21 protein-coding genes and 2 pseudogenes are annotated in these 23,152 nt (G+C 68.2%); 7 read left to right on the plus strand and 16 right to left on the minus strand.

What is annotated here, in order from left to right:
- Entirely contained in the window at positions 1-738 is a 738-nt protein-coding gene (locus ACIRRA_RS32505; protein ID WP_402776172.1) for a ZIP family metal transporter, read from the minus strand.
- 106 nt (positions 739-844) lie between these two features.
- Here ACIRRA_RS32505 and ACIRRA_RS32510 point away from each other — a divergent pair, with 106 nt between their 5' ends.
- Entirely contained in the window at positions 845-1,897 is a 1,053-nt protein-coding gene (locus ACIRRA_RS32510; protein WP_402776175.1) for an NAD(P)-dependent alcohol dehydrogenase, read from the plus strand.
- Between the two features lie 56 nt (positions 1,898-1,953).
- On the opposite strand, the gene ACIRRA_RS32515 is transcribed toward ACIRRA_RS32510, so the two are convergent.
- The 7 genes from ACIRRA_RS32515 to aceA all read right to left on the minus strand — a co-directional run bounded on the left by ACIRRA_RS32515 (position 1,954) and on the right by aceA (position 8,927).
- Positions 1,954-2,151 (minus strand): antitoxin, encoded by a 198-nt coding sequence (locus ACIRRA_RS32515; RefSeq protein ID WP_357006502.1) that lies wholly within the window; start codon positions 2,149-2,151, stop codon positions 1,954-1,956.
- A gap of 70 nt (positions 2,152-2,221) precedes the next feature.
- A complete protein-coding gene (locus ACIRRA_RS32520) occupies positions 2,222-2,623 on the minus strand; it encodes a VOC family protein (protein ID WP_402776177.1) in 402 nt (133 codons plus the stop codon).
- Positions 2,624-2,710: 87 nt separating this feature from the next.
- Entirely contained in the window at positions 2,711-3,415 is a 705-nt protein-coding gene (locus ACIRRA_RS32525; protein WP_402776180.1) for a helix-turn-helix transcriptional regulator, read from the minus strand.
- 43 nt (positions 3,416-3,458) lie between these two features.
- On the minus strand, positions 3,459-3,584 hold the full coding sequence (locus ACIRRA_RS32530; protein WP_402776183.1) for a hypothetical protein: 126 nt from the start codon (positions 3,582-3,584) through the stop codon (positions 3,459-3,461).
- Between the two features lie 156 nt (positions 3,585-3,740).
- Positions 3,741-6,056, minus strand: a complete 2,316-nt coding sequence (metE, locus tag ACIRRA_RS32535; RefSeq protein WP_402776186.1) for a 5-methyltetrahydropteroyltriglutamate--homocysteine S-methyltransferase — start codon at positions 6,054-6,056, stop codon at positions 3,741-3,743.
- Between the two features lie 172 nt (positions 6,057-6,228).
- Complete coding sequence (locus tag ACIRRA_RS32540; protein WP_354847064.1) at positions 6,229-7,101, minus strand: 3-hydroxybutyryl-CoA dehydrogenase; 873 nt, start codon at positions 7,099-7,101, stop codon at positions 6,229-6,231.
- Between the two features lie 536 nt (positions 7,102-7,637).
- A complete protein-coding gene (aceA, locus tag ACIRRA_RS32545) occupies positions 7,638-8,927 on the minus strand; it encodes an isocitrate lyase (protein ID WP_402776190.1) in 1,290 nt (429 codons plus the stop codon).
- Between the two features lie 529 nt (positions 8,928-9,456).
- Between aceA and ACIRRA_RS32550 the strand changes: the two genes are divergently transcribed.
- Complete coding sequence (locus ACIRRA_RS32550; RefSeq protein ID WP_402776193.1) at positions 9,457-9,933, plus strand: DUF1772 domain-containing protein; 477 nt, start codon at positions 9,457-9,459, stop codon at positions 9,931-9,933.
- Positions 9,934-10,074: 141 nt separating this feature from the next.
- On the opposite strand, the gene ACIRRA_RS32555 is transcribed toward ACIRRA_RS32550, so the two are convergent.
- On the minus strand, positions 10,075-10,482 hold the full coding sequence (locus tag ACIRRA_RS32555; protein ID WP_402776196.1) for a hypothetical protein: 408 nt from the start codon (positions 10,480-10,482) through the stop codon (positions 10,075-10,077).
- Positions 10,483-10,764: 282 nt separating this feature from the next.
- Between ACIRRA_RS32555 and ACIRRA_RS32560 the strand changes: the two genes are divergently transcribed.
- The 4 genes and pseudogenes from ACIRRA_RS32560 (at position 10,765) to ACIRRA_RS32575 (ending at position 15,312) form a co-directional block, all read left to right on the plus strand.
- Positions 10,765-13,377: a tetratricopeptide repeat protein gene (locus tag ACIRRA_RS32560; protein ID WP_402776198.1), complete on the plus strand. Its 2,613-nt coding sequence runs from the start codon at positions 10,765-10,767 to the stop codon at positions 13,375-13,377.
- A gap of 158 nt (positions 13,378-13,535) precedes the next feature.
- Positions 13,536-13,784 (plus strand): annotated as a pseudogene (locus ACIRRA_RS32565) (nucleotidyltransferase family protein); the annotation flags it as partial.
- A 138-nt stretch (positions 13,785-13,922) separates the two neighbouring features.
- Positions 13,923-14,273, plus strand: a pseudogene (locus ACIRRA_RS32570) (NTP transferase domain-containing protein); the annotation flags it as partial.
- A 106-nt stretch (positions 14,274-14,379) separates the two neighbouring features.
- Complete coding sequence (locus ACIRRA_RS32575; protein WP_402776201.1) at positions 14,380-15,312, plus strand: XdhC family protein; 933 nt, start codon at positions 14,380-14,382, stop codon at positions 15,310-15,312.
- Between the two features lie 20 nt (positions 15,313-15,332).
- On the opposite strand, the gene ACIRRA_RS32580 is transcribed toward ACIRRA_RS32575, so the two are convergent.
- The 6 genes from ACIRRA_RS32580 to ACIRRA_RS32605 all read right to left on the minus strand — a co-directional run bounded on the left by ACIRRA_RS32580 (position 15,333) and on the right by ACIRRA_RS32605 (position 20,696).
- Positions 15,333-16,430, minus strand: a complete 1,098-nt coding sequence (locus ACIRRA_RS32580; RefSeq protein ID WP_402776204.1) for an ABC transporter substrate-binding protein — start codon at positions 16,428-16,430, stop codon at positions 15,333-15,335.
- A 78-nt stretch (positions 16,431-16,508) separates the two neighbouring features.
- Positions 16,509-17,303: an ABC transporter permease gene (locus ACIRRA_RS32585; RefSeq protein ID WP_402776333.1), complete on the minus strand. Its 795-nt coding sequence runs from the start codon at positions 17,301-17,303 to the stop codon at positions 16,509-16,511.
- Between the two features lie 47 nt (positions 17,304-17,350).
- Positions 17,351-18,112 carry an ABC transporter permease gene (locus ACIRRA_RS32590; RefSeq protein ID WP_402776207.1) on the minus strand — a complete coding sequence of 254 codons (762 nt, stop codon included), beginning with the start codon at positions 18,110-18,112 and terminating at the stop codon, positions 17,351-17,353.
- 11 nt (positions 18,113-18,123) lie between these two features.
- Complete coding sequence (locus ACIRRA_RS32595; RefSeq protein ID WP_402776210.1) at positions 18,124-18,927, minus strand: ABC transporter ATP-binding protein; 804 nt, start codon at positions 18,925-18,927, stop codon at positions 18,124-18,126.
- Between the two features lie 316 nt (positions 18,928-19,243).
- On the minus strand, positions 19,244-19,597 hold the full coding sequence (locus tag ACIRRA_RS32600; protein WP_402776213.1) for a hypothetical protein: 354 nt from the start codon (positions 19,595-19,597) through the stop codon (positions 19,244-19,246).
- A 154-nt stretch (positions 19,598-19,751) separates the two neighbouring features.
- Positions 19,752-20,696 (minus strand): hexose kinase, encoded by a 945-nt coding sequence (locus ACIRRA_RS32605; RefSeq protein ID WP_402776216.1) that lies wholly within the window; start codon positions 20,694-20,696, stop codon positions 19,752-19,754.
- 104 nt (positions 20,697-20,800) lie between these two features.
- On the opposite strand from ACIRRA_RS32605, the gene ACIRRA_RS32610 reads away from it, so the two are divergent.
- Positions 20,801-21,241: a DUF4254 domain-containing protein gene (locus ACIRRA_RS32610; protein WP_402776218.1), complete on the plus strand. Its 441-nt coding sequence runs from the start codon at positions 20,801-20,803 to the stop codon at positions 21,239-21,241.
- A gap of 362 nt (positions 21,242-21,603) precedes the next feature.
- Here the strand turns inward: ACIRRA_RS32610 and ACIRRA_RS32615 are convergent, their stop codons facing one another.
- Complete coding sequence (locus tag ACIRRA_RS32615) at positions 21,604-23,121, minus strand: ATP-dependent DNA ligase (protein WP_402776221.1); 1,518 nt, start codon at positions 23,119-23,121, stop codon at positions 21,604-21,606.
- Positions 23,122-23,152: the final 31 nt, after the last annotated feature.

Raw genomic sequence — 23,152 nt, forward strand, 5'->3', positions numbered from 1 at the left:
TCAATGGCTCAGTGCCGCAACAGCCAACATGGCCAGCACCCCGGCCAGTGCGCACAGCAGCGGTCCCCTGGCGGGTTTGCCCGCATGTGCCTCGGGCAGGATATCGGCCGTGGCGAGATAGAGCAGGAAGCCCGCGAAATAGCCGAGATACAGGCCGACCAGTTCGGCGGGCACCCGCACCAGCGTGCCGATGATCGCGCCGACCACCGGGGCGATGGCATCCAGTCCCAGCATGATCAGGCCGCGGGTGCGGGCATTGCCATACAGCGTGGTCAGGGTGAAAGTGTTGAATCCGTCGGCGAAGTCGTGGCAGATGACCGCGATGGCCACCGCCACGCCGACCGCCGCGCCGGCCTGGAAACCGAAACCGATGCTGAGGCCGTCGAGGGTGGAGTGGAACACCAGGCCCGCGCCCGCGAGCAGGCCCAGCGAGGAGAAGTCGTGATTGTGCCGGTGCGCGACGAATTCGTCCTCGTAGCCGGTGTGCAGGGCCATCGAGCGCTCGATCACGTGCACGGTGAAGAAACCGACTACCGCGGCCAGCAGCGGCACCGGCACGCCGAGCACGATGCGGCTGTCCTGCTTCAGCGCGTCGGGCATCAGGTCGAAGGCCACCACGCCCAGCATGACGCCCGCGGCCAGGCCGAGCACCAGGCGCTTGCGATCACCCATGTGCACGGCCGACAACCCGCCGATCAGGGTTGCGCACATGGAGAGCACGGAGAGCAGAATGGCCATTCCGCCAGCATGACGACGGTTGGAGCCCGGATTGCCACGCCGCGCCGCGTGTGAGAATCGAACGGTTGGTTGGTCATTTCGGGCATGCGGGAGTAGGCATTACTTCATGAGCACTGCTACCGCCTACGCGGTCTCCACCCCGGACGAGGCCTTCGAGAAGATCGCCATCGAGCGCCGCGAACTGGGCCCGTACGACGTGCTGATCGACGTCAAGTACGTGGGCATCTGCCATTCCGACATCCACACCGCCCGCAACGAGTGGCGAGGGACCGCCTACCCGTGCGTGCCCGGGCACGAGATCGCCGGCATCGTGGCCTCGGTCGGCTCCGAGGTGACCCGGCACCGGGTCGGCGATCGGGTCGGGGTGGGCTGTCTGGTCGGCTCCTGTGGACACTGCGATCCCTGTCTGGCGGGGGAACAGCAGTACTGCGAGAACGAGGCAGTCTGGACCTACAACAGCCCCGTGCCCGACGAACTGCAGGCGGGCGGGCACACCCTCGGCGGCTACGCCACGCAGATCGTGGTGACCGAGGGCTTCGTGCTGGCCATTCCGGAGGGTATCGGGCTGGATGTGGCCGCGCCGCTGCTGTGCGCGGGCATCACCCTGTTCTCGCCGCTGCGGCACTGGCACGCCGGGCCGGGCAAGCGGGTCGCCATCATCGGTATGGGCGGGCTCGGGCACATCGGCGTGAAGATCGCCGCGGCCATGGGCGCGGAGGTCACCGTGCTCAGCCACTCACTGTCCAAGCAGGAGGACGGCCTGCGGTTCGGGGCGCACCACTACTACGCCACCGGTGACCGCGACACCTTCAAGAAGCTGCGCGGATCCTTCGACCTCATCATCAATACCGTCTCCGCCGACCTGCCGATCGAGGACTACCTCAGACTGCTGCGGCTGGACGGCAGCCTGGTGGCGCTCGGCCTGCCCGAGCAGCCCTACAGCGTCCGGGCTTCCGCGCTGGCGGGCGTCCGCCGTTCGCTGTCCGGCTCGATGATCGGCGGCATTCCGCAGACCCAGGAGATGCTGGACTTCTGTGCCGAGCACGGCATCGGCGCGGAGATCGAGGTGATCTCCGCAGACCGCATCGACGAGGCCTACGAGCGGGTGGTCGCCTCCGACGTGCGCTACCGCTTCGTCATCGACGCCGCCACCATGTGAGGCTGCGGGCGTGTTTCGCGCCGGCGGCCCGGCCGGCACGAAACACCCTGTGCCGCTTAGTGTCCCGACTGCTCGCGCAGAGCCTGCTTGGCGGCGTCCTGCACTTTGTCCACCGCATCGGCGAACTTGCCGTCGGTCTGCTGGTCCACCAGATCGCCGGCCTTGTCGATCAGCGGCTCCAGCTTGTCGGCGTGCTGGCCCGCCAGCTCCGCCGCCTTACCCGCCGCATCCTTCAACTGGTCGAACAAGCCCACGATCCACACTCCTGTCTCGAATCAACGTCCGTGACAGGCTATCTCCGCGTCGCGGCGGGAGCGGCGGAGCTCAGTTCGCGGGCGACGGGCTGAAGACGCCGAAGCGGTTGCCCGAGGTGTCGAGCAGCTCGGCGAAGACCAGGCCGTTCTTGGCGGTGACGGGCTGCAGGAAGACCTTGCCGCCTTCCTTCTCGGCCGCGGCCAGTACCGCGGGCACGTCCCGGACCAGCACGTAGAAGATGGCGTGGTTGCCGGAGGCGTCGTCCTGATGCGCGATGCCACCCGCGGGCATCTCCTTACCCGGATAGGTGACGATGTCGTATTTGCCGTCCTCGTCCGGGTCCGGAGCGAAGTTCCAGCCGAACAGTTCCCGGTAGAAGGCCTTCACCTGTTCGGGCTCATTGCTGCCGACCTGGAACCAGGCGACGGTGTTGAAGGGCGGAGTGGTCATCTCTGTCTCCCGAAGAGTCATGGTGGATTTCCTTGCCCCACCACGATCTCCGGGCCCGGCGACAACCCCCTGTCGGTGTTTCGCGATTATTTGCCGGTGTTCGCCGACCTAGCCGAGCGAGATCATCCGCACCTCGTGCACCGGCTCGTCCGGGCGGCACATGTCGATGGTCCGCTCCGGCCCGATCCACTCCGTCAGCTCGATGCCCTTCATCCGGTCGAGCCGGAAGTTGCGCGGCTCGTCGCGCAGCCGGCACCAGGCCAGCAGATACCAGCCATTGGTCCCGTGCAGCAGCGCCACCGGCTCCACCTCGCGCTCGCTGAGCACCCCCGAGCGATCCAGATATTCGATGCGCAGCCCGCGCCGCGCCACCACCGCGTGCTCCACCTCCGCCGGGATCGGCATCGGCGCGACGGCCTCCGGCGACTCCAGCAGCCGCACCCGCAACGCCAATTGCCGTGCCGCGTCGGCATTCTGCTGGGACATGGCGGCCAGGATCTTGCGCAGGGCACTGCGCCCGGCCGCCGCGAAGGGCCCATCGTCAGCGCGGGCCACGGCGACCGCCAGCGCCACCGCCTCGGCCGCGGTGAAGTTCAACGGCGGCAGCGACATGCTCTTCTCCAGCGCGTAGCCACCCCGCCGGCCGACATCGGCGTAGATGGGCACCCCCGACTGCTGCAGCGCGCTGATGTCCCGCTCGACGGTGCGCACGCTCACCCCGTGCCGCGCGGCCAATTCCCGTGCGGTCCGCAGACGCGGGGACACCGCCCGCAACTCCTCGACAATCGCGTAGAGCCGATCCGTGCGGTTCACGCCCACACCGTAGCGGCACCCACCGACAATCCCGGGTCGGCGCTCAGCGCCCCGACTTCCAGGGCGGATCCGGCGGCACCTGATCCGCCTTCTGGTCGTAGGTGTCGTTGTACTGCTTCTCGGTTTCGGGATCGTCCACCGGCTGATCACTCTTACCCGTCGGATCCATGCTCATTGCCTTTCTCGAAAACCTGTGTCTCGCACGCTAATCGCCGCTTCATGACCGATTCGTGACGCCGGACGCACGAAACCCCGGTCCGATCGGAGGATCGAACCGGGGTTCCGGGGTGAGCGCGAACCGGGTGGCGAGGTAAGCGTTACCGCCTCAGGCGGTTTCGCCCGCGGCGGCCTCCGCGCGACGGCGGACGCGGCGGGCCGCGGCGACCATATTGCGCAGCGACGGGTCGAGCTGCCAGTGGTGGCGGGTCTTCAGGCCGCCGTCCGGGTTGGCCCACAGGCGTTCCGGGGTGACGGCTTCCGCTGCGGCGGTGAGCAGTTCGTCCAGTTCGTCGATGTCCGGGATCCGGGCGGACCGGGACTCGTACACGCCCGGGCCGACACCGTGGGTGAGGCCGCGGCCTTCGGAGCAGTCCTCTTTCAGCGCCTCCAGCACCCACTCGATGGAGCGGGTGGCGACGATGGCGGTGACGTCCGCGTCGAGTTCCTCGATGGCCGCCACCACGTCACCGCGGCTGGAATAGCCGATGTGCGTGTGGATCTGGGTTTCCGGGCCGACACCGGAGGTGGCCAGCTTGAACGCGCCGACGGCCCAGCGCAGGTATTCGGCCCGGCCCTTCTTCCGCAGCGGCAGCAGCTCGCGGATGGACGGCTCGTCCACCTGGATGATGGCGATGCCCGCCTTCTCCAGATCCGCCACCTCGTCGCGGATGGCCAGCGCCACCTGGTCGGCGGTTTCGTAGAGCGGCTGGTCCTGGCGCACGAAGGAGCGGGCCAGCATGGTGACCGGGCCGGTGACCATGCCCTTGACCGGCTTGTCGGTGAGGGACTGGGCGTACGCGGTCCACGACACCGACATGGCCTCGGGGCGCGACACGTCGCCGTACACGATCGGCGGTCGCACACAACGGGATCCGTACACCTGCACCCAGCCGAAGTGGGTGGTGGCGAAGCCGTCCAGCAACTCCGCGAAGTACTGGATCATGTCGTTGCGCTCGTGCTCGCCGTGCACCAGCACGTCGAGGCCGATGTCCTCCTGCAGCCGGATGGTGGACTCGATCTCGGCTTCGATGCGCTTGCGGTACTCCTCGTAGGACAGCCGGCCCTGACCGAGGTCGTGGCGCGCCTGCCGGGCCGTCTCGGTCTGCGGGAACGAGCCCAGCGTGGTGGCGGGCACCACCGGCAGCCGAAGCCTGGCCTGCTGCGCGACCTTTCGCGTCTCGTAGGGCTCGCGCACCCGCATCTGCGGGGTGATGGCGTAGACCCGCTGGCGCACCGCGTGCTTCTGCTTGAAATGCACCGAGGTCGGCTTCCTGCGCCACTTCTCCGAGGGGCCCTCGGTGAGCGCCTTGGCCAGCGAGACCACTTCCAGCACCTTCTGTTTGGCGAAGGCGAGGCGGTCGGCGACGGGACCCTCGAGCTCGTATTCGACGAGCACGTCGTAGGGCACGTGCAGCAGCGTGGCGCCGGTGGAGACCACCATGTCGGGGCAGACCTTGGCGAGCGCGTTGAGGTATTCCAGCGTCACGAACCGGTCGGCACGCCACACATTGGTGCCGCTGATGACACCGGCGTAGAGCCGCTTGCGCCTGATGCCGGGGATCTTGGCCAGTTCCTCGGGCACGACCCGGTAGCTGGCCAGGTCGAGACCGATGGCCTCCACCGAAGTGCGGCACAGGATTTCGATGGCCTCACCGAAATCGCCGTACTGTCCGGTGACCAGCATGCGCGGGCGCAGCGGGGCCTTGGACAGCTGCTGGTAGGTCTTCTCGAACAGCTCCATCGTGGACGGCGAGCGGTCGCTGGTGAAGCAGGGCTCGTCCAGCTGCACGCAGGTGGCGCCACGCTTGGCGAGGATCTCGAACAATTCCTCGTACACCGGTAGCAGCTTGTCCAGCAGCACCAGCTTGTCGAATTCGGTCTCGCCGGGGACGTGGCCGGTCTTGGACAGCAGCAGCAGCGACAGGGGTCCGAGGATCACCGGCCGCAGCTCGATGCCGGCCGCCTTGGCGCGATCGAACTCGTCCAGCAGTGCCTCGGGGTGCAGCGAGAATTCGGTGTCGGGCTCGAGTTCCGGCTGCCGGTAGTGGTAGGGCGTGTTCAGCAGCTTCACCAGCTCCAGCGGCGGCAGATCCGGCCGGCCACGAGCCATCAGGAAGTAGAAGTCCAACGGGTCCAAGCCTTCTCGGAAGGGCTCGAACCGCTTGGGGACCGCGCCGAACAACAGCGCGTTGTCGAGGATGTGGTCGTAGAAGGAGAAGGTGTTGCCCGGGACCTGCGTGAGCCCGGTCGCGGCCAGCTCCAGATACTGGCTTTCTTGAATCTCGCGTCCGACGGCGAGGAGCTCGTCGCGCGACAGCGTGCCGTGCCAATAGGCCTCGAGCGCACGCTTGAGTTCCCGATGCGGACCGATCCGCGGGTATCCCAGGATGCTGGATCCGAACCCGTCGGTGACGTTGACCATCTGAACGGACACTCCTTCCGAGCTGCCGGTCCCGAACGACCTGGTTGCAGCTTATGCCCGGTTACGGTGGACGCCGCCACATGCCCGGCGGCGCGCACCTTGGGTGAAAAAACACGATGCGCTCACGCGACCACCCGCGTGAGCGCATCGAAACGCCATGGAAAGGCTCAGATCACGCGCGGTTGTACTGGTAGAAGCCCGCACCGGCCTTCTTGCCCAGCAGGCCCGCCTCGACCATGCGCATGAGCAGCGGCGGCGCCGAGTACAACGGCTCCTTGAACTCCGCGTACATGGAGTCCGCGATGGACTTCACGGTGTCGAGGCCGACCAGGTCGGTGAGCGCCAGCGGGCCCATCGGGTGGGCACAGCCCAGCACCATGGCCTTGTCCACATCTTCCTTGGTGGCGAAACCGGATTCGACCATGCGGATGGCGGAAAGCAGGTAGGGCACCAGCAGCGCGTTCACCACGAAGCCGGAGCGGTCGGCGGAGCGCACGACCTGCTTGCCCAGGATGTCGGCGGCGAACTGCTCGGCGCGCTTGGTAACGGTCTCGGTGGTCTTGAGAGTGGTGACCAGCTCGACGAGCGGCAGCACCGGCACCGGATTGAAGAAGTGCATGCCGACCACCCGCTCCGGGTTGTTGGTCGCCACGGCGATCTTCATGATCGGAATGGAGGAGGTGTTGGAGGCCAGCACCGCGTTCGGATCGGTGACAACCTTGTCGAGTTCGGCGAAGATGGCGGTCTTCACGTCCTCGTTCTCCACAACGGCCTCGACGACCAGCTGACGATCGGCGAAGTCGCCGAGGTCGGAGGTGAAGCGCAGCCGCCAGGCGGCCTGCTCCCGCTCGCGCTCGGTGATCTTGCCGCTGGACACCCCGCGGTCCAGCGACCGCAGAATGCGGGCCCGGCCGGCGGCGGCGAGTTCCCGGGTCTGCTCGAACACGAGCACGTCGACATGCGCCCGCGCGCAGACCTCGGCGATGCCCGCGCCCATCTGTCCGGCGCCGATGATGCCGACGCGCTGAATCTTTTCGCTGCTCACGTCCCGCTCCGTTCCGCCTCCCCGCAACTTTTTGCGGGCGGCTAAGTGCCGTTGCCAGTCAGACACCCGTGCCCACGTCAGGTTCCAAACCAATTTTGGTCGTCCCCGGGGAGTTACCCCGACCGCCACGAAATCAGTTGTCGCCTGCCGAACGCTGTCGAGGTCTCTGAAGTCAAGCTGGGTGAAGGCGTCGGACTGATCATGACCCTGCGCCTTCTTAAGGTCTTCGATATCGAACTATAGGAAAATGCCCTCCCCGCCGGGGCTGTCGACGGGAAGGGCGGGAGAACACCGCTGGGAGGGGGCTTGCCATCCCCTCCCAGCGGGTTCCCAGATCCTCGAAGCGGCCGAGGTTGTGATGCGACTGCCGCCCGAGGGTAGTCCTCGATCAGTTGCCAAAGGCGACAACTGATTTCGTGAGGTCCGGGTAACTCACCGGGTACGCCCTGAATCGGATCGGTACCCAACCGCCGGCACGGGTTGCCCCGGTCGACGGCTCTCCGCCGCCCGCTGAAGGCGCGGAGAGGCGGGCTGGCTCAGTGGAACTGGCCCTCTTCGGTGGAGCCCTTCAGCGCCGCGGTCGAGGTGTTGGGGTCGACCGTGGTGGCGATGGTGTCGAAGTAGCCGGCGCCGACCTCACGCTGGTGCTTGACGGCGGTGAAGCCACGCTCGGCGGCGGCCTTGAACTCGCGCTCCTGCAGGTCGACGAAGGCGGTCATGCCCTCGCGGGCGTAGCCGTAGGCCAGGTCGAACATGCCGTAGTTCAGCGAGTGGAAGCCGGCCAGGGTGATGAACTGGAACTTGAAGCCCATGGCGCCGAGCTCACGCTGGAACTTCGCGATGGTCGCGTCGTCCAGGTGCGCCTTCCAGTTGAAGGACGGCGAGCAGTTGTAGGCCAGCAGCTGGTCCGGGAAGTCGCCGCGGACGGCCTCGGCGAACTTGCGCGCGACCTCGAGGTCCGGCACGCCGGTCTCCATCCAGATGAGGTCGGCGTAGGGGGCGTAGGCCTTGGCACGCGCGATGCAGGGCTCGATGCCGTTCTTGGTACCGAAGAAGCCCTCGGCGGTACGGGTGCCGTCCAGGAACTCACGGTCGCGCTCGTCCACATCGGAGGTGATGAGGGTGGCGGCCTCGGCGTCGGTACGGGCGATGATCACCGACGGCACGTCGGCGACGTCGGCGGCCAGACGCGCGGAGGTCAGGGTGCGGATGTGCTGCTGGGTGGGGATCAGCACCTTGCCGCCCAGGTGGCCACACTTCTTCTCGGAGGCCAGCTGGTCCTCCCAGTGCACGCCGGCCGCGCCGGAGGCGATCATGGCCTTCTGCAGCTCGTAGGCGTTCAGCGCGCCACCGAAGCCGGCCTCGGCGTCGGCGACGATCGGGGCCAGCCAGTTGGCGACCGAGGTGTCACCCTCGACCTTGGCGATCTCGTCGGCGCGCAGCAGCGCGTTGTTGATGCGGCGGACCACGGCCGGAACCGAGTTGGCCGGGTACAGCGACTGGTCCGGGTAGGTGTGGCCGGACAGGTTCGCGTCACCGGCGACCTGCCAACCCGACAGGTAGATGGCCTTCAGGCCGGCGCGGACCTGCTGCACGGCCTGGTTACCGGTCAGGGCGCCCAGGGAGTTGATGTAGTCCTCGTTGTTGACGAGATCCCAGAGGATCTCGGCACCGCGGCGGGCGAGGGTGTGCTCCTCGACGACAGTGCCCTGCAGCTTCACGACCTGCTCGGCGGTGTAGTTGCGGGTGACGCCCTTCCAGCGGGGGTTGGTGTCCCAATCGTGCTGGATTTCCGCAGCGGTCTTCGGGGTGCCGACCTTCGACATCTCTGACTCCACTTCTTCGTTCGGTCTCGGTAGCCCCGCGGATCGAACCAAGCGCCGGATCAGGGAGCGAGGATGTTCGACCACTGCTGGAGCGGCAATTTGCAGACTTGCTAGGCCCGCGAGGTGTACTTCCACACGATGGCACAGGAAAAAATATGCGTCTACCTGTTGCAAGTGTGAATCCGCGCTAGCTTTCACCAGCATTTTGTTAACCCTGCAAAATTTGCTTGCGAATAGCAGCGGTGAAATCTACTTACCAGTAGCGCTGACGTGCGGTTTTGCATAACGCCCGTACTGTTTGCGTGACGGGGGCCACCGGCGCATGACGCGCCGCCGGTGATCCAGATGTGAGCACCTTCACAGATCATTGCGATCTCGATGGTTGTGAGACGAGCCACCGGGGTGCCCATTTCGGACCATTCGGTCGACTGAAAATCCCAGCATCTAGCACCGCTAGACAAGATAGCTAAGCATTGTTATCGTTGCTTCAGTTCCTAGCACCGCTAGATCACGCCGAAAGAGGCCCCCGATGCTCGTCCTGACCGGCCAGTTCCTCGCCGCCCTCGCCGTCCTGGCCAATGCCGTCGTCTACGGCACCGACTGGTGCGCCGCCCTCATCTCCCGGTCCGTCTACCGCCGCCTCGACGACGCCACCGTCACCGTCAGCGCCGGCTGGGGCCACTACTACGGCGACAAGCGCATGCCGATCTTCGGCGCGGGCGGCGTCGTCACCGCCGCCCTCACGCTGATCGTCGCCGTGGTCTCCGGCCACACCGGCGCGGCCGTCGCCGCCGCCATCGCGCTGGTCGCCCTGGTCACCTGGCTGGCCTTCTACGTGAAGGTGGCCAAGCCGGTGAACACCGCGCAGAAGGCCGCCGCCCAGTCCGGCGTCATCCCCGCGAATGCCCGTGCGCTGCAGGACAAGTGGGACAGCATCATCAACCTTCGGGTGGCCCTGCAGTTCATCGCCCTGTCCGGCCTGCTCGCCGCGCTGGCCCTCTTCTGATCCACCCGCACTCGAAGGCCCCGCACCGAACTCGGTGCGGGGCCTCGTGGTTGCCCGGGCGACAGTCGCCGGGCGATGCGCCGACGCGCACCCCTCGGCACATCGGCCCCTGGTACCCGTTGCGCCGCCGCCGAGATGGGATCAGCGGCTGGGAAGCGGCCGCCGGGCCCGGCTCGGCGGAATGTGGCATCGCTCGATCGGCCGCCGGAGCTCCTTCCTGCCGGCGCCATCCTCCGGGTCGCTCGCATGCTCGGAACCGTTGTCCCGCAAGGCCAGCAGGCACATGGCGTCGGTGACCGTGAGCCCGATCACGCCGGCGTGCAGGGCCGCTACCTCCCCGTCGAATTCACCGTCCGGGCGCAGCAATCCGATGAGGATCATCTCCGCGAGCACCAGCCCGGCCAGAGCCTGATCCCGCGTCAACCGCCGGCAGGTCGGCAGATACGACAGCACCCACCGCCCTCGGCGCTCCTCGGGCGCGTCCACCCGGAACGCGACCTCATGGGCCACATCGCTGGTGATGAGCCATTCGAGTTCAGTGATTGCCATCGATCCGATCCTCCGTTCGATTCGGACCCCGCCCCGACCCGGCACCGCCCGACACTTCCATTGGACCGTCCCGGAGCGGCCGGACCGCTACCCGATCGGCCCGGGATTTCTTCCCCGCCCGATCCGGCCGTGACCTGCGGCGGACGGCCGGAAGACCGCCTTTGTTTCCCCGCGGGCGGACGATTTCTTCGCTACCGTCGGAAGCGAATACAGCTGTCTGCCAACTGAATACGGCCCGGTCTCCGATTGCCGAGCGCGGCCGGCCGGGCGAGGAGGTCTCCGATGACACCGGCCGCCATTTCCGCACCCGAGATCGCCCGGCTCGGCCGGTCGCTGCGGGCGACGGGGCTGAGCGAGCACTGCCTGATCGAGCCGCTGGCAGTCGAGCTCATGCGGCGCGGACTGCGTCCTCGCATCGCCTGGCGCAAGGCCAATGGCCTCAACCAGCGGCAGGCCGCGGATCGCTTCAATCAGATCGCGCCCCTGCTGGATTCGGACGGTCACCGGGAACCGCGGATGAAGAACAGCCGGCTGTGCGAGATCGAGAAGTGGCCCGCCCGCACCGCGGAGGGCAACGGCTATCGGCCGCCGGCCCTGCACACGCTGGAGCTGCTCGCGCTGGTCTACAACACGACCTGGGATCGGCTCATCGATATCGACGACCTCGGTCACCTGGCGCACGAGGAGCGGGCGGCGTATCAGTCCCTCCGGGAACGCCTCGGGCGCAACCGAACCGGGACCCGGCAGCCCTACGTGACGTCCTTCGACGCCTCGACCTTCATCGGACGGCGCGGGCCGATGGAGGAGCTGCGCCGCCGCATCGACCTGCATTTCCTGGGTGATACACGGGCGCAACTGATCACCGGGGTCGCCGGGGTCGGCAAGACCGCCTTCGCGCGGCAGCTGGTGGCGAGATTCGCCGATCGCTTTCCCGACGGCATGGTGTGGCTGGAGATGCGCAGCCATGACCGCGACGCGGGATCGAACACCACCGCGCGCCTGCTCGCGGCCGGGCTGAGCCAGCTGGGTGCGCGACCGCGCCTGCACGCCGACCAGGGCGCGTTGCTGCGGCAGTGGCACCACGAGACGACCGGTCGCCGACTGATCGTCGTCTTCGACGATGTGCTGGAGAGCAAGCAGATTCGGCCACTGCTGCCGAAGTCGGCGAGTTGCTTCGTGGTGATCACCAGCCGGCGGCCGCTCACCGGCATGGTGCGCGTGAATCAGCTGGAGCTGACGCCGTTGGGGCTCGACGAGGCCGAGGAAATGCTGGCCACCCTGGGCAATCTGGGCGCGGGCCACGATTCGGCGGCGGTGCGCCGGATCGTGGAGGTGGCGGGCGGGCTGCCGCTGCCGATCCGCCTGGTGGCGGGGCGGATCAGCCGGACTCCGGGTCTGCTCGACGATCTCCGCGACGAACTCGACACGCTCACCATGCTGCTGACTCTGCCGACGACGGCGCCGCGCGCCGGGCACTGCCCGGCCGAGCTGATTCTCGACAAGTTCTCCGCCGAGGACGAATCCACCCGGGACGCCTTCGCCCTGTCCTACGCGCACCTGCGTGACGAGGAAGCGCGGAGCGCGGTGCGGCTGCTCGGCTGGTTCCCGAGCTCGACCGTGTCCGCCGACGACTTCGCGGCCATGGCGCAGGCCGAGGACTCGGCCGCGAAACGCCTGCTGCAGCGGGTCTTCGAGGACGGCATGATCGATCAGCTCACCAGTCGCCCGGGCCATCAGCGCTATCGAATGCACAATCTGCTGCACCTCTACGCCCGGTGCCGTGCGGATGCCGAGAGCCGGCCCGGCGAGCGCGGCGCGGCCCTGGGCCGGCTGTTGCGGCACTATCTGGAGACGGCGAGCGGAATCGGAAAACCGCGTCCCTTCGACACCGTGCATCACCACCCCGGTCCGGACGCGCGCAATCCGAACATGGCCGTCATGCAGTCCCGGCTGTGGTTCGAAGAGCGGCTCGAGACCATGCTGGCGTGCGCCCGCACCGCCGAACGCACCTCGGACACAGCACGATTCGCGGATCTGCTGGCGAGCCAGCTCGCGACGCTCGGATACTTCGCCGAGAGCCGCAGCATGTTCGAGCTCGCGGGCGGGATCAATCACGCCATCGGGGATCGCGCCGCCGAATGCGACGCCCACTTCGGGCTCGGCCACCTGCTCCGGACCATGCGCGAATATGCCAGGGCAGCATCCTGTTTCGAGTACGCGCACAATCTGGCGGCCGATATCGGGGACAGCGCCCGGACCGCGCGCACCCTGCTGTGGCACGCCGCCGCGCTGCGCCACCAGAACAGGTGCGACGCGGCGCGCGCCGAGGTGCGCCAGGTCCTGCGCATCGCGCACTCGCTCGACGATCTGCACCTGGAATGCGATGCCCTGCGCGAACTCGGTCATCTCCACCGGCTCACCGAGCAGTACGCGGCCGGCGATGAGAACTATCGAGAGGCACACGCCATCGCCCTGCGGATCGGCGACCGCTATTGCGAGGGCTGGTCGGTGTGGGGCCTGGGCGGCATCGCCGGGGTGCGCGGCCGGCTGGACGATTCCTGGGCGCTGTTCGAGCAGGCGTATCGGATCAGCAAGGAGATACCGGATCCGCTGCTGCAGATCGACACCCTGCGCGGTTTCGGCCACATCCACCGGCACCGCGGCGAATTCGACGCCGCCCGGATCAAATACGAGGAGTCCCGCGCCCTGACCCGGGGCATCTCCGACGCCGACGGCGAGGCCGCCGCCTGGTGGGCGCTCGGGGAGCTCGAACGCTGCGCCGACAACCCCGCGCTGGCGCTGGTCTACCTCGAGAAGGCCCGCACCCTCTGTGAGGGCATCGACCCCGCCCGCCTGCTCAAGGTCCAGCAGACCCTCACCGCCCTCGGTAGCTGAGGCGGCGCGCGCTGCCGGTTGCCGGCGTCCGGCCGGTCGGACAATCCCTGATGGTCGCTTGGTCAGCGAAGGCGCGCGGGCGGGATTAACCTGCTCGCGTGAGTCCCGAACGCTGCGATGGAATTCTGCTCGCGGCCGGTGCCGGTCGGCGATATGGCATGCCGAAAGTGCTGGCCGAGGACGGTCGCTGGCTGCGCGGGGCGGTGGCGGCGCTGCGGGAGGGCGGGTGCGCGCGAATCTTCGTGGTACTGGGGGCAACCGGGCCCGCGTACCGCGCGCCGGACCGCGAGTGGCAGGTATCGCAAACCTCGGGCATCGCCCTGCCCGCCGACGTCCACCCGGTCTGGGCGGCGGACTGGGACCTCGGCCTGAGCGCCTCCACGCGGGCGGGTCTGGCCGCGGCCGCCGCACCGGGCCTCAGCACGCGGGAGATCTCGGAGCAGACCGGAATCCCTGGTGAATCCGCAGGTCCAGGCATGGACAACACCCTTGCCGCGCGGACTTTCGACACCGGGAACGCTGCCGCGCGGAATTCCTATTCGAGGAATTCCGGCACCGGGAGTTCCACGGCGACGCCGGCGAATCACAGCACAGAGCCCGCGGAATTGGTCGCGATCATGCCGGTGGATACGCCGGACGTCGGGCCCGCCGTGGTCGAACGGGTGATCGCGGCGGCGCGGGCGAGCGAGAGCCGGTTGGCGCGGGCGTTCTTCGGGACCACGCCGGGGCATCCGGTGGTGCTGGGGCGGGCGCACTGGGCGGGGGTGTGCGCGAGCGCGGAGGGAAATTCGGGGGCGGGCACTTATTTACGGCAACGAGCGGATATGGTGTGCGTCACGTGCGATGACCTCGCAACGGGGATCGATCGGGATTATCCGGCGGACAGCGCACTGTGATCGGGAGCATGTGATGCGGGAAATCGTCGACGACCTTCTTCGAATTTGGCACAGCGGGCGCACCGGGGGGCTGGCCACTCTGGTTCGGACACAAGGCGCTGCACCCGTGCCGATCGGGTCGGCCATGGTGGTGGACGCCGACGGGCGGGCCTTCGGATCGATCTCGGCGGGCTGCGCCGAGGCCGCCGCCTACGAGGCCGCCATCGACTCGGCGCACACCGGACGGCGCGGACTGCAGCGATTCGGACCGGGCAGCGGGCTCGACGCCCAGATGGACTGCGTCGGCACCCTGGACGTGTTCACCGAACCCTTCTCGCGCAGGCACTTTCCCGAATTCCCGGATGTGGCCGCCGATATGGCGGCACAGCGGCAGGTCACCGTCTTCACCGTCGTCTGGCATTCGGACCCGGATGTGATCGGCCAGCACCTCATCACCGACCGCAAGCACGGCACCGAGCTGGTCTCGCTCCCCGACTCCGATGTCTTCGTGTCCTCGTTCGCCCGCCCGCCGCATCTGATCCTGGTGGGGGCCAACGCTTTCGCGAGCGCGCTGGCCACCCAGGCCCGGCTGCTCGGCTACCGGATCACCATCGTGGACGCCCGCGCCACCTTCGCCAATCCGACCGCCTACCCGGGCTGCGAGGTGGTGGTCGACTGGCCGCACCGCTACCTCAACACCCTCGCCTCGGCCGGTGAGATCGGCGCCGACACCGCCATGGTGGTGCTCTCGCACGACCCGAAGTTCGAAATCCCTTTGCTCACCGTGGCTTTGCGACTACCCGAGCTGGGGTACCTGGCCGCCCTGGGCACCCCGGCATCGCACGCACATCGGCTGGAGGCCCTGCAGGCGGGCGGCTTCACCGACGAGACCCTGTCCCGCCTGCACTCCCCCGCCGGTCTCGACGTGGGTGCCCGCACCCCCGCCGAGACCGCCGTATCGATCGCCGCCGAGCTGCTGGCGGTTCGCAACGGCACCTCCGCCGAACCGCTGTCCGCCTCCCCGGGCGCGGGCCGCCGGCACGTGCAGCTGGCGCGCTGACCCGGCCCTGATGCGCTGGGCTACTTCAGTTCGGGGTGCTCGGCGAAGACCTCTTTGAGCACCGACAGGTCGAACAGCTTGTCCGCCTTGATATCGATCTTGGCCTTGCCGAGCGCCGCGATATTGTTGGCGATCAGCTCGTCGGTCATGGTGAGCAGGCCATTGGCCTGGGTGTCGGCCGAAACCACCAGCCCGTTCTGGGCCGTGGCCTCCTTGGTCTGCTCGTCCTTGTCCAGGCGCTGGTCCTTCCCGTACACCTCGACCGCCAGCCGCGCCGCCTCCGCCGGATTTGCGACCGCGTCCTTCCAGCCCGTGATCTCGGCCACCAAGAACGCCTTGAGCTTGTCGCGCTCGGAGTCGATGGTCTTCTGACTCACCGTGAGCGTCTCCGCCACCAGGGGTAGCCCGAAGTCGGCGAACAGGAAATTGGAATTGGCGAATCCCTTGGCGCTCAGGGTGATCGGTTCATTGGTCAGATAGCTGACCCAGCCGTCCACCTCGCCGTTGGCCAGCGGCGTGGGATCGTACTGCGCCGGGACGACGGTGACATCGTTGGGCGTCATGCCATTGGCGGCCAGCAGCGCGTTGAAGATGAGCTGGTTGGTGTCCTGCACCCCGATCTTGCGGCCCTTCATCTCCTGCGGGCTCTTGATCGGCTTGGCCGCCGAGCTGACGATGCAGAAGGGGTTCTTCTGATACGTCGTGCCAACGATTTTCGCGGCCAGCCCCTCCAGCACGGCGGGCGCGGTAGTCTGCGGCGCGGACATGCCGATCCAGATCTTGCCGGTGCCCAGCCCGGCTTCCACCGAGGTGCTGGCCGCGCCGCCCGCCACCAGATTCACCGATCCGAATCCGGCGTCCCGGTAGTAGCCCTTCGAATCGGCAAAATACTCACCGGAGAATTCGATGTTCTTCAGCCAGGACAGCTGCACCGCCACGGTCCCGTACTTGGAACCGTCTGCGACCGAACCGTTTCCGGATCCGGTGGAATCCTTACCGCACGCGGCCAGTACTCCGGCCCCGCCCAGCGCCGCGCCGGTGAGCCCGGCGTAGCGCAGGAATGATCGCCGACCCATGGAGAACTGTGTGGCCGCAACCGGCCCGGAAATACGCCTCATGGGCCGAATGTAGGGGCTTTCGATTTCCACCGCTTTTCTTTGGCGAAGGTATTTGTGTGCGCCTTGTTAACTCATCGCTCAGTCGCGGCCGGGCTGCGGCGCGAAACGGGCCAGCACCAGATTCTCCGCCACGCCCACCACCGCGTACGCGAACACCGACACCACCGTGACCAGTGCGATCGAGGCCCAGAGCCGGTTGTACTGAAAGGTGGGTATGGCGCGAATCAGCCCGGCCCCCAGGCCGGTTCCGCTGCCCAGCCATTCGCCCAGCAGCGCTCCGATCAGCGCGCCCGGCACCGAGACGCGCGCGGCCGCGAAGACCGACGGCAGCGCGGCCGGGATCGCCACCATGCGCATGGCCGTCCAGTTCGAACCGCCGTAGGCCACCACGAGTTCGGTGGCCTGCCGGGGTGCGGAGCGCAGGCCGGTCATGATCATCACCAGGGCCGGGAAGAACACCACGATGGCGGCCATGACGGTGACGCCGAGCAGCCCGCGCCCGAACACCAGCACGATGATCGGGGTGATGGCCACCAGCGGTACCGATCGCAGCAGCATCGCCACCGGCATGAACGCCTGCGCCACCGCGGGCACACCGATGAACAGCGCCGCCACCACCAGCGCCGCGCCCATCCCCGTGCCGAAACCGATCAAGGCGTCCCGCAGGGTGATTCGCATTTCGTCGAAGATCACCTGACGGGCGCCCGCCGAGGTCGGTCCGGTCACCAGGTACTTCCACACGTCGCCGGGGCTCTTGCCGACCAGCCCGACCTGCGGATACAGCTTCAGGAAGCCGTACCACAGCGCCACCAGCAGAATCAGCGAAACCAGCAGTGGCAGCAGGAATCTCCCGATCGGCCGCAGCAGGTTCAGCACCTGCGCGGCCCGGGCCCGCGCCGGGTTCGCGACCTTGTCGGTCATCATGCCTCCGCTCGCGTCCACGGCACGGCCGCCCGCGCCACCAGCGCCACGATCGCGTAGCCCAGCCCGGCCAGCGCGGCCGCGGCCAGCGCCATGCCCCAGGTGCGCGGGACGTTGTAGGCGGTCTGTGCGGCCGTCAGGGCCACCCCGATGCCACTGTCCACACCGCCCAGGTACTCGCCGATGATCGCGCCCAGTACCGCGGAGGGCGCGGCAATCTTCAATGCGGCCAAGGTATTCGGCAGGGCAGCGATCAGCTGCACCCGGGTCAGCCGCTGCCACCGGCCGCCGCCGTAGGCGCGCACCAGATCCAGGCTGGTGCGGTCCGCGGACCGCAATCCGGATACGGTGCCGACCATGGTGGTGAAGAAGCAGTACATGGCGGCCAGGAACACCGTCGGCGTGCGCCCGCCGAACACCACCAGGATGATCGGCCCCAGCGCCAACAGCGGCGTGCAGTAGCTCAGGATGGCCAGCTGGGTGACCAGTATTTCGATGGGCGGAATCAGGACCACCAGCACGGCCAACGCGATGGCCAGCGCATTACCCCACAGAAACCCTTGCAGCGCACCCCAGGCCGTGATCCGGAAGTTGGGTCCGTACAGCGCCCAGCCGTCGGTGTACATGGTGTGCAGCACGGTCCACGGGCTCGGAACGGTGCCGCCCGCGACGCGCAGTTCGGCGAGCAGCGTCCACAGCGCCAGCAGCGCGAGAATGCCCGCCAGACCGCCCACCCTGGTTATCCGCAGACTCTCTCTCATTGCGCCCCAATTCATTCCGATGCCACCCCGCCCCGGCCGGTGCGCCCGAACAGCAGCTCCGACAGATAGTCGTGCAGCTTGTGGAATTCGGGTGTGCGCATCATCTCCGGTGTCCGGGGCCGCGGCAGATCGATGTTCACGACCTCTACCACCCGGCCGGGCCGCGGGCTCATGACGGCCACCACGTCGGAGAGGAAGACCGCTTCGGCGATGCCGTGCGTAACCATCAGTGTGGTGGCGGGCTTTTCGGTCCAGATCCGCAGCAGTTCCAGGTTCAGCCGCTGCCGGGTCATATCGTCGAGCGCACCGAAGGGTTCGTCCAGCAACAGCACCGTCGGCCGGACCACCAGCGCGCGGGCGATCGAAACCCGTTGCCGCATACCGCCGGACAGCTGCGCGGGCTTGGCCTTCTCGAAGCCCTCCAGGCCGACCAGCCGGATCAGATCGGCGACCAGCTCCCGATCTGCGGGCAACCCCGCCACCTGCAGCGGCAGCTTGATATTGGATTCCACACTGCGCCACGGCAACAGCGCCGAATCCTGGAACGCGATCCCGAACTCGTGCCGCCTGCGCAGCTCGGCCGGGGTCTCACCATTGATCTTCGCGGTCCCCGCCGACGGCGACTCCAGATCCGCGAGAATCCGCAGGATGGTGGACTTCCCGCACCCGGAGGGCCCCAGCAGCGACAGGAACGCCCCCTGCGCCGTATGCAGATCAACCGTGTCCAGGGCCGGCACCACCCGCCGCCCGGAGCGGAAGGTCTTGCTCAGCCCGCTGATATGAATGCCCGTCCCCGCGGCGGCTTCCGAACTCATAGCGCCAACGGTAAGTGCCCGCAATTGCACACAGATTGCAAATGAGCAGACCATATGACCTATTTGTTACGCAGCGAGCCGCGAAATCTGCCGGGGGGTTCGGGGCGGAGCCCTCGCGAGTATCGAGGGGTTCGGGGCGGAGCCCCCGAAATCTCGAGGGGGTTCGGGGGGTCCGAGAATCTCGAGGGGGTTCGGGGAGCCCGAAAATCTCGCGGGTTCCGGGCAGAGCCCGAGAATCTCGCGGGGGTCCGGGCAGAGCCCGAGAATCTCGAGGGGGTTCGGGGGCGAAGCCCCTGAGAGTCCCGAGAGTTGGGTTTCACCACCAGGTTGGGGGTTCGAACCAGTCGCGTGCCTCCCGGCGGAACAGCAGCACGATCACGGCCAGCGAGACCAGCGGCCCCAGCGGACCCGGCGGCCGCCCCTCGGTGATCGACGGCACCGTCCACAGCATGTTCATGACCGCCACCAGAATCGCCCCGATGCGCACCGACTGTCCCTCGGAGTTGAACGTCAGCGCGACCAGACCGAGCAGGAACGCCGGGATGAACGGCACCGCGGTTCCGATCGCGGCCTTGGCTCCCAGCAGCCATCCCGAGGAGGCCACGCAGATCGCGCCCAGCCCGGCGATTCCCACGGCGAGCACCTGCGCCGCGCGCACCGCCCGGGGCATTCGATAACTGTCGTCCACACCCGACCCCCGATCGGGTTGAGTTCCCAGGTCCGACACTCCCCCAACCTAACCCCGGACAAACCCCGGTCCCCGCCACCACGCCGCCGCCGGGTTCAGTTCACAGCTACCTCACATACGGCGTGTCCCCGGAGTGTCACGGCCGGGCGACTACGGATTCGAGTTCCCGCACCCGCACGGTGGGCAGCAGCCGGTCCCGCAGCACCCGGTCGATCTCCCCCGCGACCGGAATGACCACGGCGGCTGCGGAAGTGGCGACCGCGTCGGCGAGCAGCTCCGGCCAGTCCGGTGTCGTGCCGGCGGCCAGCGCGGCGATGATGGCCGCCACCGCAGCGTCGCCCGCCCCGGTGGGGTTGCCCGCCAGCGGTTTCGGCAGGGCCGCCGTCCAGGCCCGCGCCGGGGTCACCGCGACCATGCCCGCGCCGCCCCGGGTCACCACCACCGTGCCCACCCCGTCGGCGATGAGCGGGTCGACGGCCGCGAGGATCTCCGGAATGGTGCCCGCCGGACGGCCGGTGAGGCGTTCCAGCTCCTCGACATTGGGGGTGAGCACGACGCCGGGCACGCGCGCGGCCAATTCGAGCGGCTGGCCGTCGAAGTCGCAGATGGTGGGCACGCCCCGGGCGATGGCGGTGCGCGCCAGCTCTGCGGGCAGGCCCGGACTCACCCCGCTGGGCAGCGAACCAGAGATGACCAGGCCGCTCATACCCGAGAGCAGGCCCGCCACCCGCACCCGCAGCTGATCCACCGCGTGCGGTTCGGTGACCCGGGGCCCGGGCTCCGACAGCGCGGTGGCGGTGCCGTCATCGGATTCGCTGATCACCACCGTGCGGCGGACCCACGGCAGCGCGTGCACGAAGTCCACGGGCATCTCGAGTTCCGCCGCGGCCGCGAAGGAATGGTCCGAGAAGCCGGTGGCGCGGGCGTATTTGCCGAGTTGGTTCAGCACCCGCGTGACATTGATGCCGCGCCCGCCCAGCCGCTGATCCACCGACCGCACCCGCTGCGCCCGGCCCCGCTCGAAATGCTCCACCCGGTAGGTCATGTCGTAGGCCGGGTTCAGGGTCACGGTGAGGATCACCCCACCATCTCGGCACGTCACGGCACCGGATGCAACCCCTGTGCGGCAAAGTGGCACCGAATGTCGTTGCCATTCGGAGATATTCGAGGGGCAGGATGTCGGCCGTGCATTCGCTCCCACCGAAACACCTGCTGCTGCAGGCCTGCCGCGGCCTGCCTCCCGACGATCATCCGGTGCTGCGCTGCGCCGGCTTACTCGCGGACCTGCACGAGCGGCGGCTCACGAGAGCGGGCGGCACCGATCGGATCGACCACGACCGGGCGCGACTGGTGCACGATATCGACTGCTGGGTGGCAGCCGAACTCCCCAAGGCCGCCCGCGACGCCCACCTGCACACCGAGACCGTGGGGACGGTGGTGGACCGGCTCGCGCAATTCTCCGCGCTCGCGTACCTGACCCTGGCCATGTCCCCCGATGACGCCGTGCACGATGCCGCCCAGCGGCTCACCGAACTGGCCATCGCCTACGAACACCTGGCGGGTGAGCTGGCCGCGGGCCGCCGCCGGCTGCCGAACCTGACCGGCACACACGACTACGAATCTTGACCGCGTCACGAATTGACCGCGGCCGGCGGTGCCCGGCGAGGGGGCGGGGCACCACCGGCCACAAAGGTGGACCATGCGCAATCCACCGTCGAAGTCTCCCGGCCGGCACGAGCTCACAGGGAATCCGCGTGGGAGATGCGGTGGCAGTTCCTGTGTCCCGTCACCTGACAACCGTCCGGTCGAGCATCGACATATGAATCATGTCGCCCGAAACTCGGAGCGTGCCCTGTTCCAGCTGTGAATCGCCTGTGAGGAGGCCCAACTCCCGGGGCTCTCAGGGGCTTCGCCCCCGAACCCCCAGGGGCAATTTCGGGGAGCTCCGCCCCCGCAACCCCATCTATCCGGCGCCGGGTGGCAGGGCGCTATTTGGTGCCGGGTAGCAGGGCGCGGATGGTGTCGATGGTGTCGGCTTGGCGGGGTTCTTTGTCGGGGCGGTAGCGGACTACGCGCGCGAAGCGGAGAGCTACGCCGCCGGGGTAGCGGGGACTGGTCTGGACGCCGTCGAGAGCTATTTCGACTACCAGTTCGGGGTAGAGGTGGACGGTGTTGCCGTCGCGTTTGCGTTCGTGGCGCGGGAATTCGGCTGTCTGCCAATGGAGTAGGGCATCGGTGAGGCCCTTGAACGTTTTGCCGACCATGATCGGGTCGCCGCCCTCTGGGTCGCGGGCGCCCAGGTGGAGGTTGGAGAGGTAGCCGGTGCGACGACCGTAGCCCCATTCGGCGCCGAGCACGATGAGGTCGAGGGTGTGGGTGGGTTTGATCTTCTGCCAGGAGCGGCCGCGGCGGCCGGCGGCGTAGGGGGCGTCCAAGGATTTGATCATGATGCCCTCGTGGCCCGCGGCCAGCGCGCCGTCGAAGTATTCGGCGGCGGTTTCCGGGTCGGGGGCGATGAGGGCCGGAATGGTCAGGCCGCAGGCCACCGCGGTGAGGGCCTCGCGGCGCGTACGCAGCGGGGCGTCCAGCAGGTCGGCGCCGTCGAGATGGAGGCAGTCGAAGAAGTAGGGGTGTAGCAGCAGTTCCTGGGAGGTGGTGGCGCCGAAGCGGCTCATGGTCTCCTGGAAGGGCCGCGGGCGTCCGGAGTCGTTGAGCGCCAAGGTTTCTCCGTCGAGGACGACGCTGGTGCAGTCCAGCCGCCGCACCACCTCGACCAGTTCGGGCACGCTCGCGGTGATGTCGCGCAGGGTGCGGGTGAACACCCACACTCGCTCACCGTCGCGATGCACCTGGATGCGGGCGCCGTCCATCTTGTGCTCGACGCTGGCCCGCCCCTCGAATTCGGCCATGGCCTCCTCGAGGGTCGCGCCGGGCGAAGCCAGCATGGGCTGGATCGGCCGCCCGACCTCGAGTCGGAACGCGGCCAGGGCCTCGGCGCCGCCGGTACGCGCCGCGACGGCGGTGACCGGCAGCCGCCCGGACAGCATATGGGCCCGGCGTACCGCCTCGATCGGCACATCGAAGGCGACGGCCACCGCCTCGGCGACGATCGCGGTCAGTGCGCCCTGCCGCATCTCCCCGGTCAGCAGTCGCAGCAGGAACTCGTGCTCGTCCCGGGTCGCGGCCCCGAACAGGGTGGCCAGCAATTCCTGTCGTCGCGCCGCCGACCCGCTGCCCCCGACCTCTGCCAGCTCACCGAAGGATGTGTCCACCGCGTCCACGGACAGGGCGGGCACAGCGGCCGGCTCGACCGCGAGCGTGGTCAGCGTCCGCCACCCCGTTCCGATCCGCCCCTGCGGCAGCTCGCCGGACAACCAGGCCACGACCTGCGCCAACTCCTGCGGCGCGGCCTGCTTCAGCAGGTCGGCAAAGATCTTGATCTTGTTCTTTCGCGACGACGTCGCCCGCACACCCTGTGACGCCTCAACCACATCGGACAAGAGCACTTGTCGACGGTAACCCGAGCGACCGACAACG

The sequence above is a fragment of the Nocardia sp. NPDC101769 genome, assembly GCF_044766925.1.
Taxonomy (GTDB): domain Bacteria; phylum Actinomycetota; class Actinomycetes; order Mycobacteriales; family Mycobacteriaceae; genus Nocardia.